Raw genomic sequence first — 16295 nt, 5'->3', positions numbered from 1 at the left:
CCAATTCAGGAACGTCTCGATTCCGCGGCGCTCTGCCTCAGCCTCGCCCTGTACATTGTAGGTCAGTGCCGTATAGCCGCGCGTCTGGGCCAAATCCTCAACGCCGCGGGCAACCATCAGATAAAATGGATTGGGAACTGTCGATCGCAACAAGTGCCCGATGACGAAACTGCGCTGCTGAGGCTGCGGGCAACCGAATTGACCTGGTAGCCGGTCTGCTCGATGGCGGCAAAAACTGCGGCGCGCGTTGGGGCCGCCACGTAGCCTTGGCCCTGTACAACCCGGGTCACCGTGCTGGTTCCCACCCCGGCGACGCGTGCCACATCCGTATCGTGGGTCTCATCGATACCCTTTTCACATCTCGGAACGAGTTGAAGCCGCAAGAGTAGCGATTGCAGCAAATGTCTGGCCAATTTTTCCGGACCATGGTATCGATTTTAACCACCCAGGCCAAATGATCAAGCCATGTTTTGGTCAGCTTCCGGGAAACGCCGGAGTCTGCTCAATTCAGGACGGCGCCACCCGAAGGGTGGTTGACGGCGACATGGTCTTCAGCCATTCCGACACGCCCTATGCCTGCTATCCGGAACGCGCGGATGGCTTCGATTATCGCATGCTGCGCATCCCCTTGACCGTCGACATTGGTCTTGAAGCGAAGCTGGACAATATGCTGGCGACGACTTCCCCGGCGCTGGGCCGCTTCTCTAGGCCAATCGCGGCGCTGTTCAATGCAGTGACCAATCCACACGAGGACCTCGGAGACGCTGACACCGCCGTCACGCACCTCGCCTGGTTGTCATTGCTCGCGCGGTCGGCTCGAGCTGGGTCTACCGGAAAGCCGCGCCGCCCTGCGATCAGGTCTGTTTCGCGTCGCCCGCGAAATCATGGCCCGCGACTTGCCCAGATACGGACTGTCGCCTGGCAGCGTGGCGAACGAACTGGGCGTTTCGCTGCGCCAACTTCACCTGCTGTTCGAACCGAGCGGCCGGTCATTCTCGCGAACGTTGACAGACCTGCGAATGGTGCAAGCGTTCCGCCTGTTTGAAACCGAACCGCGGCTATCTATCATCGAGGTCGCTCATTCCTACGGGATCGACAGCCTTGCGACATTCTATCGTGCCTTCCGCAACGCCTTTGGCATGACACCTGGCGACAAGCAGGCACTTGTCCGCCGCAAATAATGCGCAAGGCCGCCATTGGCGCAGCTATGCCGCTTCACGCGGCCATCCGGTTGTCCGCTAATGGGATGCCGCTGTCCCTGAGGATGAAAAAACCAGACAATATACTGATTTTGCTGCATAAACTGACAGGTATCATTCCCTTCACACCCGCTCCATATCCACCCCTTCAAGATTAGCTACGAGCCTGAAAACACTGCGTTTTCTGGTGCGCCTGCACAAAGCCTATCGCATCCTACGATACACGCCTGGGCAACGGGGTGGTCGAGCAGTTCTCTGTCGGTGGGGCACAAATAGCTCACGTCATGGGCTATCCGCGCCTTGTTTTTCAAGACTTCCACCTCACATGATCACGGCGCAGTGATCACGAGCGACGCATAGCCGTCGGCCGCGCCTGAGGAGAACGCTGGATGCAGCCGATCATTTCCATATCCGGGCTTTCCAAGACCTACAGCCCCAATTTCGTCGCGCTCAAGAATTTGGACCTCGACATCCGGCGTGGCGAAATCCTGGCATTGCTGGGTCCGAACGGCGCGGGCAAGACCACGCTTATCAGCATTGTCTGCGGCATCGTCAACCCGTCCTCGGGCAGCGTTACGGTCGATGGCCACAATATCGTCAAGGATTATCGCGTCGCCCGTTCGATGATCGGCCTTGTGCCGCAGGAGCTGACCACCGATGCCTTCGAGACGGTCTGGGCAACGGTCTCGCACAGCCGTGGCCTGTTTGGCCTGAAGCCAAACCCGGCCCATATCGAGAAGGTGCTTCGGGACCTGACGCTGTGGGACAAGAAAGACAACAAGATCATGCAGCTTTCGGGCGGCATGAAGCGGCGTGTCATGATTGCCAAGGCGCTCAGCCACCAGCCCCAAATCCTGTTCCTGGACGAGCCCACGGCGGGCGTGGACGTCGAACTGCGCAAGGACATGTGGGCCATGGTGCGGCGCCTGCGCGGCTCGGGCGTCACCATTATCCTGACCACTCATTACATCGCCGAGGCGGAGGAAATGGCCGACCGCATCGGGGTGATCCACAAGGGCGAACTGATCCTGGTGGAAGAAAAATCCGAGCTGATGCGCAAGCTGGGCAGCAAGCAACTGATCCTGCAGTTGCAGGACCGGCTGGACGCGATTCCCGCAGATCTTACCGACTACCAGCTGGCGCTGTCCGGGGACGGGACAGCCATGACTTACACCTATGATGCGCAGGGCGAGCGATTCGGCATCAGCACGCTGCTGGCGGACCTAGCCAGAACCGGCATCCAGTTCAAGGACCTGCAGACCACGCAGAGTTCGCTGGAAGAGATTTTCGTCGATTTGGTGAGGGACGGGCGATGAATTTCGAGGCGATCAAGGCGATCTACAAGTTCGAAATGGCGCGCACCTTCCGCACGCCGTTGCAGTCGATCATTTCTCCGGTGATCTCCACCTCGCTGTATTTCATCGTCTTCGGAGCCGCCATCGGTTCGCGCATCACCGAGATCGAAGGGGTCAGCTACGGCGCCTTCATCGTGCCCGGGCTGATCATGCTGATGATCCTGACGCAGAGCGTGTCCAACGGCTCGTTCGGGATCTTCTTTCCCAAGTTTTTGGGAACTATCTACGAATTGCTGTCGGCGCCGGTTTCCTATCTCGAGATCGTCATCGGCTATGTGGGAGCGGCTGCGACCAAGTCCCTGATCCTGGGCGTGCTAGTCCTCGCCACAGCTGGGTTCTTCGTACCGCTGCGCATCGATCATCCCGTGTGGATGCTGCTGTTTCTCGTGTTGACGGCCGTTACCTTCAGCCTGGTCGGCTTCATCATCGGCATCCTGGCCAAGGGTATGGAGCAATTGCAGACCGTGCCGCTGCTGATCATCACGCCGCTCACCTTCCTGGGTGGCACATTCTATTCGCTCAGCGTGCTGCCGCCGTTCTGGCAGACGGTTTCGTACTTCAACCCGGTGGTCTATCTGATCAGCGGTTTTCGCTGGAGCTTTTATGGCATCGCCGACGTCAACATCGCCATCAGCCTGGGCATAACCCTTGCCTTCCTGGCGGCCTGCCTCGTCATCATCGCTTGGATATTCCGCACCGGATATCGGCTGAAAGCCTAGCCACGACCAGAGTTGGGCAAGGCAGTCCACCCATTTTCCTCGATAGTGACACCTGCTACCGACGCTCGAGCGTCCCGGAACCCATCGCCGCCGGAGGCGTTTGGGGACGATCATGCCCGAAAACTATCAGCAACTCAGGACCATGGGAGTACTCCCCACGCGGCGGGTGCAATCCTTCAACTCATGGCATTATGGGCCCTCGCGTTTGCCCCGGTTGGCCCATTCTGGCGCAGTCAGATGACCTAGTCGGCTTAGCCTCGACGATGGCGGGGCTCACAGCCATCACTTCGCATGGTGCCAGTTTTGGATTTCGAGGAACTGAGCATCTACATCGTTTTGGGTTTTGTGGCGCAGCTCATCGATGGTGCGTTAGGCATGGCCTATGGGCTGATTTCAACCTCGGCGCTGCTAGCAACCGGTGCGTCGCCGGCAATCGCCAGCGGTAGCGTCCATGCCGCCGAAATGGTCACCACCGGCCTGGCTGCTGGCTCCCATGTCTGGAATAAAAATGTGGCCTGGCGCTTGTTCCGGCGACTGGCGCCTGCCGGTATTATTGGAGGCGTTATCGGCGCCTATCTGCTGACCAGGCTGCCCGAGTTGCCGTGAAATACTTCGTCGTCATCTACCTCACGGTCATGGCATTGCTCATCCTGCATCGGCTAATTCGAACGGCCTGCCACCAGAAATCGATCGGCGGCTCCATTCCGATCGGCATCGGTGGGGGATTTTTCGACGCGCTCGGTGGCGGAGGCTGGGCCCATGGTCACATCCACCCTCATCGCCCGCGGCGACGAACCGCGCCATTCGATAGGGTCGGTCAGCGCGTCGGAGTTTTTTGTGACATTGGCGGTTTCAATGACCTTCATTGCCACGCTCGACTTCAGTCGTTACGGAAAAATCATGCTTGGGCTGATCATCGGTGGCGCTGTGGCAGCCCCGTTCGCTGGCCTTCTCGCCCGAGTGCTTCCACAGCGGGTTCTGATAGGCATCGTCGCCCTGGTGGTCATCGCGCTGGCGGCTTACAATTTCATCAACCTGCTCAGGCCGCAGCCTTAGGCCATGACGGGCGCAACTTTTCGAACTTCGTCGACCTCCGTGCGTTATGATGGTTTGGCCGCCCAACAAAAGGCCGCGGGCGGCGCCCTGTCCGCCAAACGTGGCGATACGCCGTCAAAGTAAACTCCTCCCAGAGCTGGGAAGAGTGATTGCACGGCAAAACGGTCCGCTAGTCCTTGAGCCGTCAAATGAGCTCCTGGGCCGAGAGCACCGCTACGGATTTCGTCCTGGATGCGTGCCGCGAGCGGCTCGGAAACAGCGATCTTCTTTTTCAAGACGTCTCCCACATCAACCTCGAACCAGTCTGCATCAGAGTGAGATCCAAGGTACTTCACCACGCACCGGGACAACCGCAATCGAGCAACCGGCACCATTAAGTGGGTCCTCAACCGGCCAATCACCAAAGAGTATATTGGAAGATGCTCCGCCGTTGTATGCATTTACGACTGGAGTAACTTCCTACAAAGCTCCCATACACTCCACCAGCGCCAGCGCGCTATCAGGCATTCGGTTATTCCTCGCTGGAGTACTAGAGGCGTTTGGGGGTCTGGTACGTTTCCAATGTCGTCACGATACGGCCTCCCGCGGATCGACCAGTTGAACCGAGCCGGAACGTGCACCAGACGATAGACCGGCAACGGCGTATTTCGCCCTAACCCAACGCGCATCGGGCGGGAGGGCGTCATCCTTGCGTAACGGGAACGGCGGTGGTGATAGGTTCGTATGCAGCGCCCTGGCAGAGTTGGCTATCAAAGCCGGTTTTCACCGATGGGCGGCGGCCTTCCGCCGAGAAGAACAGAACTGCGTAGTACACGCCGGGCGTTGAACCAGTCAGACCTCCTACCGCGTCCTCGATATTGGGCAGACTCTTCGGATTTCTGGATGGCGCCGGTAGGCCGCTGACGCAGGAATACCATCTCTTTGGTCCAAAGGCATTTTCACCGACAACCGCTTGCGGACGAGAAACTTGCGCTAGTGATAGATTGCCGTGACCTGCCGCCACCGCGCGCGCCGCTTCTACCTGATAGTTGTCGGGAAAAGGGACAGCATCGTTCGAGAATTGCATTCGATTGATATTGTAGCCGGAGCAGCTTGAAATGGTGACGGTCAGCGCCAGTGCTATGAAGTATTTCCGCATCGCGTCCTCTTTGTGTCTCTACCGGAGCCTATGCGAAAACGCTAATGAGCCAATACGTCGAACAAGTCCAGATTGAGGCTGCCTGGCGAATTGAGTTGCTGGCCATCGCGCACCCAAGCCTGGACGCCCCACTGGCCCCATCCAAATGTGGCCTGATGGACATACACTAATCTTAGGGCCCCATTCGTCAAAAGGACTCCTAGTGGACAGGCAGAGTCAAATTTGCTTGACCTGTCCATAGTCTCCGTCGGAGACAATATAGCCGTTTGCTTAGAAACAGTTGCGTGCTTTGGCATGGCGACGTTGCCGGGTCGAAGCAAGTCGCCTGTTGTCGCGGTCGGCTTAAGTTCGCGCCCTACCTTTTCCAACTGCTGCCGCGCGGAATGAAGCGGCGCGGCTCCCAACTCGGCAACCACCTGCGCTGCGCTGAACTAGATGACCATCCCACGTCTTCTTTTGCTCCGCCGTGCTAACGGGCTGAAAAAGCCAGGCAGGAGAATTGCTTCACTCGCTTGGCCACCAACCATTTTTGCAGCTATTGCCGTGGCCATTCGGTGGACTTTTAGCGAAAGCTCTGGGGCACTTGACGGCGGATGCTCGCTTCAAATTCGGTTTGTCGAATTTCAGCGATCGCGAATGGCTGGGGGCCTTGCTCGCTCAGGGCGTTGACCCGCTCGTGACCAAGCTCCGTCACGACTACGATGCGGTAATCAACATTTTCTGCTCAAATCGCCGAACCGAAACCGCGCCCTCCAATATCTGCTTGAGCACGGCCGGCTTCATCAAATCGCTGATGTCGACAAACCCGGGCCGGTGAGATTGCGGGGCTCCTGAAAGACTAGGAATTGGTCCGTTCCGGCCGCCGCGACGAAGTTAGCAACCGCGACGGACGCGAAGCACTGTGCGGCCCGCAGACTGGGCGAGCCTGCGTCCACTGAGCTTTCGCCACCGGCCAAAGTCAGCGGGCCGCGTCGGCGCAGCGTCCCTGAGCAAACTGCGGTCGACGTCCCCTTTCTGCTAGAGGGGCACCAACGAATGCGCCTGCTCAATGCCTTTAACGCTCTGAAGAGGGACATAAGGCAGTCGCACCAGCTATTTATTCTGGATCTTCCCCAAAACTGACCCTGTTGCTCTCCGGCTCGCTCCAAAGCTGGAGCCGAGAGCCGCCGCTTGGTGCGAGGCTGCCGCTTCATGTCCGGATAGCTGTCGCGGAGACGAGGCGACATTTTGACAAGCGGCAGGGAGGCCTTCTGAACCCGCAGGGCCCCGCCTTAGAAGTTGAAGTAGATAAACTTGGTGGGCGTGTCGGGGAGTTGGTATAGGGCATAGACCGCCAGAAAGACGGCGAAAAATATGCCCGTTTCAATTCCCAGTCTCAGCAATTTAGTCATCGAGTGAACCCCTCACGCTCAAGCGATAGAGGGGAAAATATCCACGACAACAGTATTTTATGCAAGAGCGGGCGCACGTCTCCTACCGGGTGAACGAAGTCAGCCATGCCGCCCCCCGACCAAGGTAGCAATCCTGAAAGGTCTAGATATGGAATGCCCAGCTCGGTAGTCGCCGTCAGCATCGCCGACTTGTAGCCCGCATAGAATCCTGGCGGGTAGATATCAGGTGCCTGTCCAGAATTTGGCGTCGGGGTCTCGTACATCAGCAACCTGACACCATTTTCATCGGCTTCTCGCTTGATCCTTTCCAGCACCTGGTAGCCCAGAGCTCCGCGTTCCAGCGATGCAGCAACGCCCCTGCTGTTCCAGGCGAATGTTTCGTCGCGTCCATTTGCGGGATTTGAAACCGGGGAAGGGTCCGCTCTGAGTTTCTCAATCTCGCCAGCTATCTGCCGCAACTCATGATCGACATCGCCATCTGCCAAGGAAAACCGTTGGTGGCCGGGCATTATTGTTCCCCAGGCGGTCGTCAAATTGCGCACGAAGTTCTTGAATTGGAATGCCCCTTCGTTCCGAAATCGGTCCAGCACTCGCAAGGCCTGTGATGCAGATGGGCCCTGCTGGATGCATTCGGCCATCGGAGACTGCGCGAAGGCCGGAGCGCCCTCCTCCTGCAGATCTGAAAACTCCTCCAAACACTGCCCTTCAAACGGCATGCTTGGGATCATATTGCCAAAATTGAGAGGAGACACGCCCAGCACAATGACGTCAGCCTCGCGGGTAGCAGCTAGTGTCGCGGCGGACCTGGCGCCGTTCATGATACCGTTGCCGCCGATACCAAAGGACTGAGACACTGCGATTGTCTTGCCATCCTGGTCGGTCACGTCGAACACGCCAAAATGCTGCGTAAATGATGAGCCGACTATTGCGATGCGGCTCGGCGCGCCGTCATAGATGGTCAACCGGGAGAACAGGTTATTTCTGAGGTCTCCATGCTCGTTGCTAACACCCAGTGGTTCGATATTCGCGGGTATGTGGCTGTACACCCAGCGATCCATGGGGCTGTTGTAGAAACCAAAGCTCAGAACGCATAGCAGGGCGGCCGAGATGAACGAATAGGCCCCGACCTTCTTCAGCAATGGTCTGAAGCTGCGGGGAGGTAGATACTGCGAAACGCCGCTCATCCCGGCCACCATTCGATGAGATGAAGGTCCCAAAAATACTATCAGTAGCCCTGCACCGCACCAGATGATCCAGGATCCCCAGGTGAAGCCGGCGAAGCGGAAAAAGCCCAGGTAGATGTCTGCAGCTCTGTGCAAGTTTGGGGCACCGAACATCACCCACAACAGCGCCACGAAGCCGAAAGTGATCGGCCAGTTTAGTCGTCCGAGCGGACGCTGTACTTTCTCAGACCATAGGTGGTTGGCGACCAATCCGGCACCATGGAGCCCGCCCCACAATACGAACTGCCAAGCCGCACCATGCCACAACCCGCCAACGAGCATTGTCAGCATCAAATTGCGGTAGCGCCATAGTGCGCCGTGCCTGTTACCCCCCAATGGAATGTAGATGTAATCGCGCAAAAAGCGCGACAACGTCATGTGCCAGCGGCGCCAAAACTCCACGACAGAGCGTGACTTGTATGGGCTATCGAAATTCCACGGGAATTGAAATCCAAACATCCTGGCGAGGCCCATCGCCATGTCAGAATATCCCGAGAAATCGAAGTAAAGTTGGAGCGTGTAGCTCAGCGTCACCAGCACGGCGGCCTGCGTGTCGACTGCCGAGCTAGCGGAAAATACAGGCTCGGCAAAGCCGCCAAACGTGTCTGCGATGAATACCTTCTTGACGAAGCCAATGGCGAAATACGCCGCACCTTCGACAAATAGGCGCCGCCGATCAACGGTCTCGTCGATCTGAGAGATCAGCGGCCGATAGTGGATGATCGGCCCGGCAATAAGATGCGGAAAGAACAGGACGAAAAAGAGGTAGTGGAGCAGGCTGTCCGGTTTGACCGTTCCTGCTCGCACATCAGCCAAGTAGGTGAATTGAACGAACGTGTAGAAAGAAATGCCGAGAGGAAGCAGAGCTCCAAGGCGCTCACCAAATAGTCCCGTTGTGACGGGTAGATGCAAGATTGAAGCAAGAAAACCGCTGTATTTGAAATAGAAGAGCGGCGCTAGACATACCGCCACTCCAACCCAGAACCACAAGCTCTGAGGCCTACTGGCAATCTTCCTGGCCACGAAAAAGTTGGCAACCACAGAGAGAGCGAGGAGAGGAAAGACCTCCAAGTGCCAAGCTGCATAGAAGACCACCGACGCAGCGGTCAAAGCCAGGATTGACCGACGTGACGACTGCGAGGCGCAAAAGACTGCTAACGTAATGGGGAGGAATACGGCAATAAATGTGAACTCAGTAAAGAACATCGATCACACCGCCCCCTCATCGATAGAGCGCAATCGCTCGAGCAAATTCGGCTTCGAGTCAACCAATTGGCGCGATCGGCGGCACGTTTAGTCACGCATCCGCCTTTCCGGTGTTTGCCGTAGAATTTGTTCCCAGCGCCATAATTCTGGACTTGCGACCGGAAGATACAGCCAAAAAATGACCAGCCCTCGGAGAAATTCCCGAGATAGACGTCTTGAGCTGGCAACTCGACGGATTCAGATCTGAATGATCCGTGGTTATTGGGAATTTATGCAGGCAGGCGTGGAGCTCCCAAGACGCACTGGAGATGGCTCTTGGACGGGTCTGGAAAAGATCGTTCCTCGACGAAATCTTCTTTCAACAGATTCCCGGAGGGTCACGGCCACAACTGTACGAATGGCATTACGAAGCCTCGGATGACGACGCCAACGCAAGATAGGCGCAACAAATCCTATAAAACCCGCGCCTGACTTGACGTCAGGCCGGATTGGAAAGCCACGCACTCCGGTTCTATCGGGACGTGGCCTCTAGCAAACTCCTCAGCATGAATAGCAAATTGCGACAAATTCGGCTTCGGGGGATTGCGGTTTGTGTGCCATTTTATGCCACCACTAACCATTGGAAATACTAGTGGTCACAGCACACCACGGCAAGGCGTTGGCACATATTCGCCAAGCTCGATGCAGGGTATTAATGAGGCATACTTGCTAGATGCTTGGTCCGCCTGCCCAGCCCGTTGGACCCTTGTTCGCACCCATGCGCCGTAACTAAGCCCTAATTCATGCAATTCACGGTCACATTCGCCCGCTATTCACACGATCGTCGCAGGCTGGAATTCACGGCCAGCGGTGAACGCAATGGCGTCAAGTTCACTGTCGCAACTCACGTACATTGTCGCGATCCAGAGTCCCCTCGGAACATTCACCTCGTCGCCATGCTTAGGATAACGGAACTGTTCAAGATGCCGAGTGCGTCTGGGCGGTGGGCCAGGATCATCGCTCCACTATATCCTGGATGCTTTGCGTGACCCATCTTGATGCCGATGGCCTTGGTCCAGGCGCCGAGAATGGCGCAGATTCCGGCGATTTGGCCGATGTTTAGTTCCCGAACGGCTCAGCACAGACGTGCGCAAAGAAGGCCCCAGGTTTCGAGAGCGCGGGGAGTGTCCATTGATGTTGAGCGGCGCTCCACTGCCGGTTGCGCTGAGCACGCGAGGGGCAGATATGATGATCAAGTCAGCTAACCAAGATTTACTTCGGCAGGCTCTCTCTCTCACAGCAGGTGTCGGAGAACTGGCAAGTGATGCTGACCCGAACCAGGCGGCTGTAGAGTGCCGCCACTGCTGGCATGGCGGCGGCGGCAAATGGAGGCGGGGCAACCAATGGGTTGCGCACGCGGTCATGGCACGGTGGCAAACGAGAATGCAACGCCGAGTTTACTCCGACATTGGGCGGTGGTAGCACCAGCTAGCGTAACAATCGCGGCGGCCGCGTCCTGCATCGAAGGCGACAATTATTCCTGCTCTCACGCCTATCGGCATCGTTGCCCGCATTGGTAATGTTCCACGAAACTGGAAACGTGCGATCCTGATCACGTTCGACATCTTCGCGCTGTCGTTCGCGCTGTGGGCGAGCTTCGGCCTGCGGTTCGGCAACTGGACGCCGCCCAATACGCTCGATCAATTTTTGATAATCTTCACCGCCCCCATCGTGTCGATCCCGATCTTCGTCCGCATGGGGCTCTATCGCGCTGTGATCCGCTATCTGCCGGAGCGCGCGCTGTGGACTATTTTCCGGGCCACGACATTCGCCACCCTGTGCTGGGTACTGGTGGTTTTCCTGTCGCAGCTCACCGGCCGCACCGTGGTGCCGCGCTCGGTGCCGATCCTGTTCTGGGCGATGTCTACTGTGCTGGTCGGTGGCAGCCGGTTCCTGGCTAAGAAGATGCTCTGGTCGACGGGCGGCAGTCGCACCCAGGACCGCCCGATCGCCATCTACGGCGCTGGCGATTCGGGAGCCCAGCTTGCCGATGCGCTGCGGCGCCAGGGCACCGAATATATCGCGGCCTTCCTCGACGACAATCCGGCCCTGCACGGGCGGGATATTGCCGGCATCCGCGTCCACGCGCCGTCGAGCTTCAAAATGCTGGTCGATCAATATGGCGTTGAGGAGGTGATCCTGTCGATTCCCTCGCTCGCCACCAAGCGCCGGCAGGAGATCGTGGCGGCGATCGGCGGCCACGGCGCGAAAATTCGCACGCTACCAGCGATCAGCGATCTGGTCAGCGGCAAATACCTGGTCAGCCAGATCCGGGAAATCGACATCGACGAACTGCTCGGCCGATCCTCGGTGCCGGCCGATCCGATGCTGTTGCGAGCCATGATCGAGGGCCGCACCATCATGGTGACCGGCGCTGGCGGCTCGATCGGTTCGGAACTGTGCCGCCTGATCATTAAATGGGCGCCCCAGCGCCTGGTCCTGTTCGAAGCCAATGAGTTCGCGCTCTACCAGATCGAGCGCGAACTGGCCGGCGCCACCGACCACGCGATCGTGCCGGTGCTCGGCTCCATTACCGACCCGGCGACGATACGCCGGGCGATCGAGCACCATGGGGTGCAAGTGCTGTTTCACGCCGCGGCGCACAAGCATGTGCCGCTCGTGGAGGCCAATGCGCTGGAAGGTATCCGCAACAATGTGCTCGGTACACGGACCGTCGCCGATATCGCTTTCGAGTTGGGCGTGCAGAACTTCGTGCTGATCTCCTCGGACAAGGCCGTGCGTCCGACCAACGTCATGGGAGCGACCAAGCGCTGGGCGGAACTGATCGTCCGGCAGAAGGCGACCGAGGCCGCCAGCCTGGGCAGCGCGCAGCGGTATTGCACGGTCCGGTTCGGCAATGTGCTGGGTTCCAACGGCTCGGTCGTCCCGCTGTTCAAGGAACAGATTGCCCAAGGGGGACCGCTCACCCTGACCGACACGGCCATGACCCGGTATTTCATGTCGATCCATGAGGCAGCCGAGCTGATCGTACAGGCCGGGGCGCTGTCGGATGGTGGCGACGTGTTTCTGCTCGATATGGGCGAGCCGATGCTCATCAAGGATCTGGCGGAAAACATGGTCAAGCTCGCGGGCCTCTCGGTTCGCGACGGCAACAATCCCGATGGCGATATTGAAATTGCCGTTACCGGCCGGCGCCCCGGCGAGAAATTGTACGAAGAACTGTTCTACGACGATAGCAGCGCCAGCGGTACCAGGCACCCCAAGATCATGCGCGCCGCTACCGGAGAAGTCAGCCACAACGAGTTGGAGGAAGCCCTGCCCAAATTGCTGGCGGCTTTCCAGCAGCAGAACGAACAGGACTGCCGCCGCGTCCTGTTTAGCGTCATCGACTGACGTGGATTATCGAGTCCGGTACTGCGCCGCCATTTCGGCAATGCCAGCACGCAAGGCCTGTGGAGGACGCCAGTCCAGCTCTCGGCTGATCAGCCCGCTATCGACGACGAGCGAACCCACCAACCGCTGGATTTCCTCACTGCGGCCAGTCAATCCGCCAGCCAGTTTCAGAAATCCGGCAGGAATTGGCCATAGCCTGGCCGGACTGGCGAGGGCCTCTGCCATCAAACGGACGAGGTCCGGGGTCGAAATATCGGTCTGGTCCGAAACGAGATAGGTGCGCCCGGCTGCCGCCGTGTGGGTCAATGCGGCGAGGATGGCCGAAATCAGATTTTTTAGGCTGACCAGACTGCGCCTGTTGTGGATCGCGCCGAACGGCAACGGCAGGCCACTGGAGACCCACCGCATCAGCCGCAGCATATTGGCCTTGGGATTGGGCCCGTAGATGAGCGGCGGCCGGATAATGACGACCTCCAGGCCCGTCTGCTTCTCCACCTGCCGCAGGGCAAGCTCGGCCTCGGCTTTGGACACGCCATAGGGATCGACCGGCGCCAAAGTATCAGTCTCGCGGAATGGCTGGCCCGGAGTAGCCTCGCCATGCACTTTCACCGAACTCAGGAAGACTAGCCGCCTGACGCCGGCCGCGGCCGCCTGCTCGGCCAGTCGAACCGTGCCGGCGACATTGACACTGCGAAAGGCTGCCAGGGGGTCGGCCGCGCTGTCTTCACGACGGTGGGCGCGGCCGGCACAATGGATGACCGTCTCGATCCCCTCGAGCGCCGCATGCCAGTCGGTGTCCGGCCCGATCTCGCCCACCGGCCTCACAGTCGCGCCGGGCAATTCCCCTGCCTGTCGCAGCGCCGCAACGATGTCGAATTGTCGGCCGGCATGCATGTGGGCGATCAGAGCCCGGCCCACAAATCCGCTGCCACCGGTTACCATGACGCGCATGTTCAATCGTCCATCTGTGCCAGGATATCGCTCGCCATGGCCTTCATGATCGTCGAGCGGGCAAATTTGTCCACAAACCCGGACCGATCGGTCGGCTCAATCCGCAGGCCGGCAAATGCCCCCCTCGCCGCAGGGGCATCGCATGGCGCGAACAAAGCCACATTGTCGATTTCACTGGCAGCGAATTGCGCGGAATATCCTGCAATGCCGGCCCAGATCGGCTTGCCGGTGGCGGCATATTCGAACAATTTGGACGGCAGCACCTTATGAAACGCGGCATGGTCGTTGAGGTGCAGGAACAGGATATCGGCCGCCTGATATTCGGCAATCAGCTGTTCACGCGCTACCGGCGGCAAAATTTCCACATTGGTCACGCCGGCATTGCTGAGGGCGTTCTCAAGGGCGGCACGACGACCGCCATCACCGAGCACGCGGAACTGCACCACGCCGCTCATGCTCGCCGCCAATTCCGGCAGGATCGCATGCAGCCCCTGCCCCTCGCCGATGTTACCAGCATAGAGCACGCTGAGCGGGCGGCCCGATGCGGGCGCGACGCTCGGCACCGGCAGGCTGACAAATTCGTCGTCCACCCCATTGGTGAAGTAAGTAAAGCGGCGGCCCGGATAGCGAGGCTCGAAATAGGGCTTGAAGCCTGCCGATACCAGATTGACCGACCGCGCGCGCTGCACGGTCCAACGCTCCGCCAGACCGAATACCGGCTCCGCAATAGGTGCCCAGCGCGGCAGCAGATCCTTGATCGTATCGACGAAGATATCGCGAAGATCGAGATAAAGCGGCGTCTTGAGGTGGCGCGATAAGTGAGCACCGAGCGCTGCGGTCATCAGGCGCGAGGAGGTCGCGTAGACCAGGTCGTAATGCTGTCCGGCCGTCAGGCGTCTCGCGGCGCGGGCAAAGGTGAGGAAGGAGCGCGCCTGATCCCGCATGCCGCTTTGGTGGGACGGCAATTGCACCCGGTGGACGGTGAGGCGCTCGTCCTGTTCCAGCGCCGGCGCCTGGCGCGAAAAACTCTTGTACCGATTGGGCAGCGTCGTCACGACCGTGACTTCGAGGTCCGGACACGCTTGCCGTAAAGCCGCGACCAGTGCCGTGGTGCGGAAACTGCCGGCAGACAGGTCGGGGGCGTAATAGAGGCTGAGAATGAGAAGCTTCATGGCCTACCAGGACAATATTGTGGTCAGCGTGGCGCCAGAAAACTCGATGACCAGGCTCTTATTGGCGACGACAAGACCGAACTGGGGATGCCAGGTGGTTTGGGCGATCCGGCCATTTCCGCCGGCTGTGGTCAGCGTGAGCAGGGTGCCATCCGCCAGAGCCAGTTGATAGCCATCGGCCCTTGGCGAAATGTCGATGTCTGGATGAAAATGCAGATGCGCGGTCGCGGTTCGGAACGCCCCCGAAATGGTATCTTCGATGCGGACTTCATCCGCCGTGAAACGCCATTGCCGCCGATGAACCGGATTGCCGGCAAGATGCCGATAGCCGTCATGCGCAGCGGCGACGAGCGTGGCATCGTCATTCCTTTGCACGACGATATCGATTGGTCGGGCTCGGCGCGCCACGCGGAACCCGCCCCACACCTGGGACGAATTGAGGCCATTCAGCACGACGGTATTGTGCGCCCTCGTCCCGCGCTGGCGCAGCCGCTCGGGGCTGCCGCCATAAACGCCGGTGCCCGAATTCACCACGACCCGGCGCCCGTTGAACGATAGCTCCAATGACAGGGTATCGGCATGGCCGTGGCCCGGCAGATAATCCGGTCCGAGCGGCGCCATGTCGAGCAGGGCGACCACCGGACCCACCGCTACGCGCACATAGCCACTGGCAGGCAATTCGGCGATCGGCCGCTCCGGGTCGACCAGCGGCGGCAGGTCGAGCCGCCCGGCATAGTGTTCCAGCTCCGCCGGGCTGGGCGCGATGCCGATGGCGGCATCGTTGAAGAAGGTGATTTCTCCATCGGGATGCGACATGACCGCGAGCCAATGGCGCATGCGCGCAATGGCAGGGTCCAGTGCCGCCCATGCGGGGCGACAGAACGCCCGCGCCAGGTTAAGCAGGTCCAACCCGTCTTCGAGCGCCAGCGCGTGATACATGGTGCTTCGCTCGAACTGCCCGCCATCGGCCAGGATCTGCTCTGGGAGTTCCCGGTCGAGGATGCGTTGCCCGCGCAATCGCCAGGCTTCGGCCTCTTCGCCATCGAAGAACAGGCCGGCAAAGACCAGCGCCTTGGCATTGGCGAACAGATGATTGCCCAGCAGGTGCCATTCGAGGCGACCGGTCAGCCAGCGGACCTGAATTGCCAAACTGTGGCGTGCCTCGGGCGAGAGCGCATTGCCGGCAAGAGCGAACTTGATCCAGTTCACGATGCGCAGCGATGTGGGATAGGGCTCCCAGCCAGGCGCCGAACCCGGAGGGTTCTCGACAATCCAGCGCGCGATGATCGCTTCGTGCCAGGCCCGCCGGTCTGCAGCGTCCTCGGCATTGAGATCCTCGAAATAATGCAGGTTATAGAGCCACAACCGCTCGGCCGCCGGGTCGTCCCAGCGGAGGATTTCGCGGGTCTCGTTGAGGAAGCGCCAGCGCGTGAGAGACAGCATCGAGGCCTGTCGCCGTGGCGGCGATACCCACGGACCGGCGTGCTCGCGC

General features: G+C 59.4%; 12 protein-coding genes and 1 pseudogene. 7 read left to right on the top strand and 6 right to left on the bottom strand.

What is annotated here, in order from left to right; all coding sequences use genetic code 11:
* Positions 1–116: 116 nt before the first annotated feature.
* Positions 117–323 carry a LacI family DNA-binding transcriptional regulator gene (locus JWR51_RS23995; protein WP_366525525.1) on the bottom strand — a complete coding sequence of 69 codons (207 nt, stop codon included), beginning with the start codon at positions 321–323 and terminating at the stop codon, positions 117–119.
* Between the two features lie 561 nt (positions 324–884).
* Here JWR51_RS23995 and JWR51_RS00365 point away from each other — a divergent pair.
* The 5 genes and pseudogenes from JWR51_RS00365 (at position 885) to JWR51_RS23990 (ending at position 4452) form a co-directional block, all read left to right on the top strand.
* On the top strand, positions 885–1181 hold the full coding sequence (locus JWR51_RS00365) for a helix-turn-helix transcriptional regulator (protein ID WP_299742078.1): 297 nt from the start codon (positions 885–887) through the stop codon (positions 1179–1181).
* A gap of 407 nt (positions 1182–1588) precedes the next feature.
* Positions 1589–2515: an ABC transporter ATP-binding protein gene (locus JWR51_RS00360; protein WP_299742075.1), complete on the top strand. Its 927-nt coding sequence runs from the start codon at positions 1589–1591 to the stop codon at positions 2513–2515.
* A complete protein-coding gene (locus tag JWR51_RS00355) occupies positions 2512–3273 on the top strand; it encodes an ABC transporter permease (RefSeq protein WP_299742072.1) in 762 nt (253 codons plus the stop codon). Before JWR51_RS00360 ends, JWR51_RS00355 begins: the two co-directional genes overlap by 4 nt.
* Positions 3274–3564: 291 nt before the next feature.
* Positions 3565–4329 (top strand): annotated as a pseudogene (locus tag JWR51_RS00350) (sulfite exporter TauE/SafE family protein).
* A gap of 3 nt (positions 4330–4332) precedes the next feature.
* On the top strand, positions 4333–4452 hold the full coding sequence (locus JWR51_RS23990; RefSeq protein WP_366525524.1) for a DUF3008 family protein: 120 nt from the start codon (positions 4333–4335) through the stop codon (positions 4450–4452).
* Positions 4453–5011: 559 nt separating this feature from the next.
* On the opposite strand, the gene JWR51_RS00345 is transcribed toward JWR51_RS23990, so the two are convergent.
* Positions 5012–5467 (bottom strand): hypothetical protein, encoded by a 456-nt coding sequence (locus tag JWR51_RS00345; protein WP_299742069.1) that lies wholly within the window; start codon positions 5465–5467, stop codon positions 5012–5014.
* A 499-nt stretch (positions 5468–5966) separates the two neighbouring features.
* Between JWR51_RS00345 and JWR51_RS00340 the strand changes: the two genes are divergently transcribed.
* Positions 5967–6284 carry a hypothetical protein gene (locus JWR51_RS00340; protein WP_299742066.1) on the top strand — a complete coding sequence of 106 codons (318 nt, stop codon included), beginning with the start codon at positions 5967–5969 and terminating at the stop codon, positions 6282–6284.
* Positions 6285–6854: 570 nt separating this feature from the next.
* Here the strand turns inward: JWR51_RS00340 and JWR51_RS00335 are convergent.
* A complete protein-coding gene (locus JWR51_RS00335) occupies positions 6855–9287 on the bottom strand; it encodes an MBOAT family protein (protein ID WP_299742063.1) in 2433 nt (810 codons plus the stop codon).
* Positions 9288–10973: 1686 nt separating this feature from the next.
* Here JWR51_RS00335 and JWR51_RS00330 point away from each other — a divergent pair.
* Positions 10974–12680 (top strand): nucleoside-diphosphate sugar epimerase/dehydratase, encoded by a 1707-nt coding sequence (locus tag JWR51_RS00330; protein WP_299742060.1) that lies wholly within the window; start codon positions 10974–10976, stop codon positions 12678–12680.
* A gap of 6 nt (positions 12681–12686) precedes the next feature.
* Here the strand turns inward: JWR51_RS00330 and JWR51_RS00325 are convergent, their stop codons facing one another.
* From JWR51_RS00325 to JWR51_RS00315, 3 genes are read right to left on the bottom strand one after another with little or no spacing between them, the layout of a single operon-like run.
* Positions 12687–13631: an NAD-dependent epimerase/dehydratase family protein gene (locus JWR51_RS00325; RefSeq protein ID WP_299742057.1), complete on the bottom strand. Its 945-nt coding sequence runs from the start codon at positions 13629–13631 to the stop codon at positions 12687–12689.
* Between the two features lie 2 nt (positions 13632–13633).
* A complete protein-coding gene (locus JWR51_RS00320; RefSeq protein WP_299742054.1) occupies positions 13634–14803 on the bottom strand; it encodes a glycosyltransferase family 4 protein in 1170 nt (389 codons plus the stop codon).
* A 3-nt stretch (positions 14804–14806) separates the two neighbouring features.
* Positions 14807–16246 carry an alginate lyase family protein gene (locus tag JWR51_RS00315; RefSeq protein ID WP_299742051.1) on the bottom strand — a complete coding sequence of 480 codons (1440 nt, stop codon included), beginning with the start codon at positions 16244–16246 and terminating at the stop codon, positions 14807–14809.
* Positions 16247–16295: the final 49 nt, after the last annotated feature.

Origin of the sequence: Devosia sp., from assembly GCF_028290625.1 — a bacterium.
GTDB lineage: Bacteria > Pseudomonadota > Alphaproteobacteria > Rhizobiales > Devosiaceae > Devosia.
This window is presented reverse-complemented; position numbering and strand designations above follow the sequence as displayed.

What these genes read in the sequence shown, in the direction of transcription:
- JWR51_RS00355 (WP_299742072.1), top strand. Translation starts at nt 2,512, where the DNA reads ATGAATTTCGAGGCGATCAAGGCGATCTACAAGTTCGAAATGGCGCGC.
- JWR51_RS00360 (WP_299742075.1), top strand. Translation starts at nt 1,589, where the DNA reads ATGCAGCCGATCATTTCCATATCCGGGCTTTCCAAGACCTACAGCCCC.
- JWR51_RS23990 (WP_366525524.1), top strand. Translation starts at nt 4,333, where the DNA reads ATGACGGGCGCAACTTTTCGAACTTCGTCGACCTCCGTGCGTTATGAT.
- JWR51_RS00345 (WP_299742069.1), bottom strand. Translation starts at nt 5,467, where the DNA reads ATGCGGAAATACTTCATAGCACTGGCGCTGACCGTCACCATTTCAAGC.
- JWR51_RS00335 (WP_299742063.1), bottom strand. Translation starts at nt 9,287, where the DNA reads ATGTTCTTTACTGAGTTCACATTTATTGCCGTATTCCTCCCCATTACG.
- JWR51_RS00315 (WP_299742051.1), bottom strand. Translation starts at nt 16,246, where the DNA reads ATGCTGTCTCTCACGCGCTGGCGCTTCCTCAACGAGACCCGCGAAATC.
- JWR51_RS00365 (WP_299742078.1), top strand. Translation starts at nt 885, where the DNA reads ATGGCCCGCGACTTGCCCAGATACGGACTGTCGCCTGGCAGCGTGGCG.
- JWR51_RS00320 (WP_299742054.1), bottom strand. Translation starts at nt 14,803, where the DNA reads ATGAAGCTTCTCATTCTCAGCCTCTATTACGCCCCCGACCTGTCTGCC.
- JWR51_RS00325 (WP_299742057.1), bottom strand. Translation starts at nt 13,631, where the DNA reads ATGCGCGTCATGGTAACCGGTGGCAGCGGATTTGTGGGCCGGGCTCTG.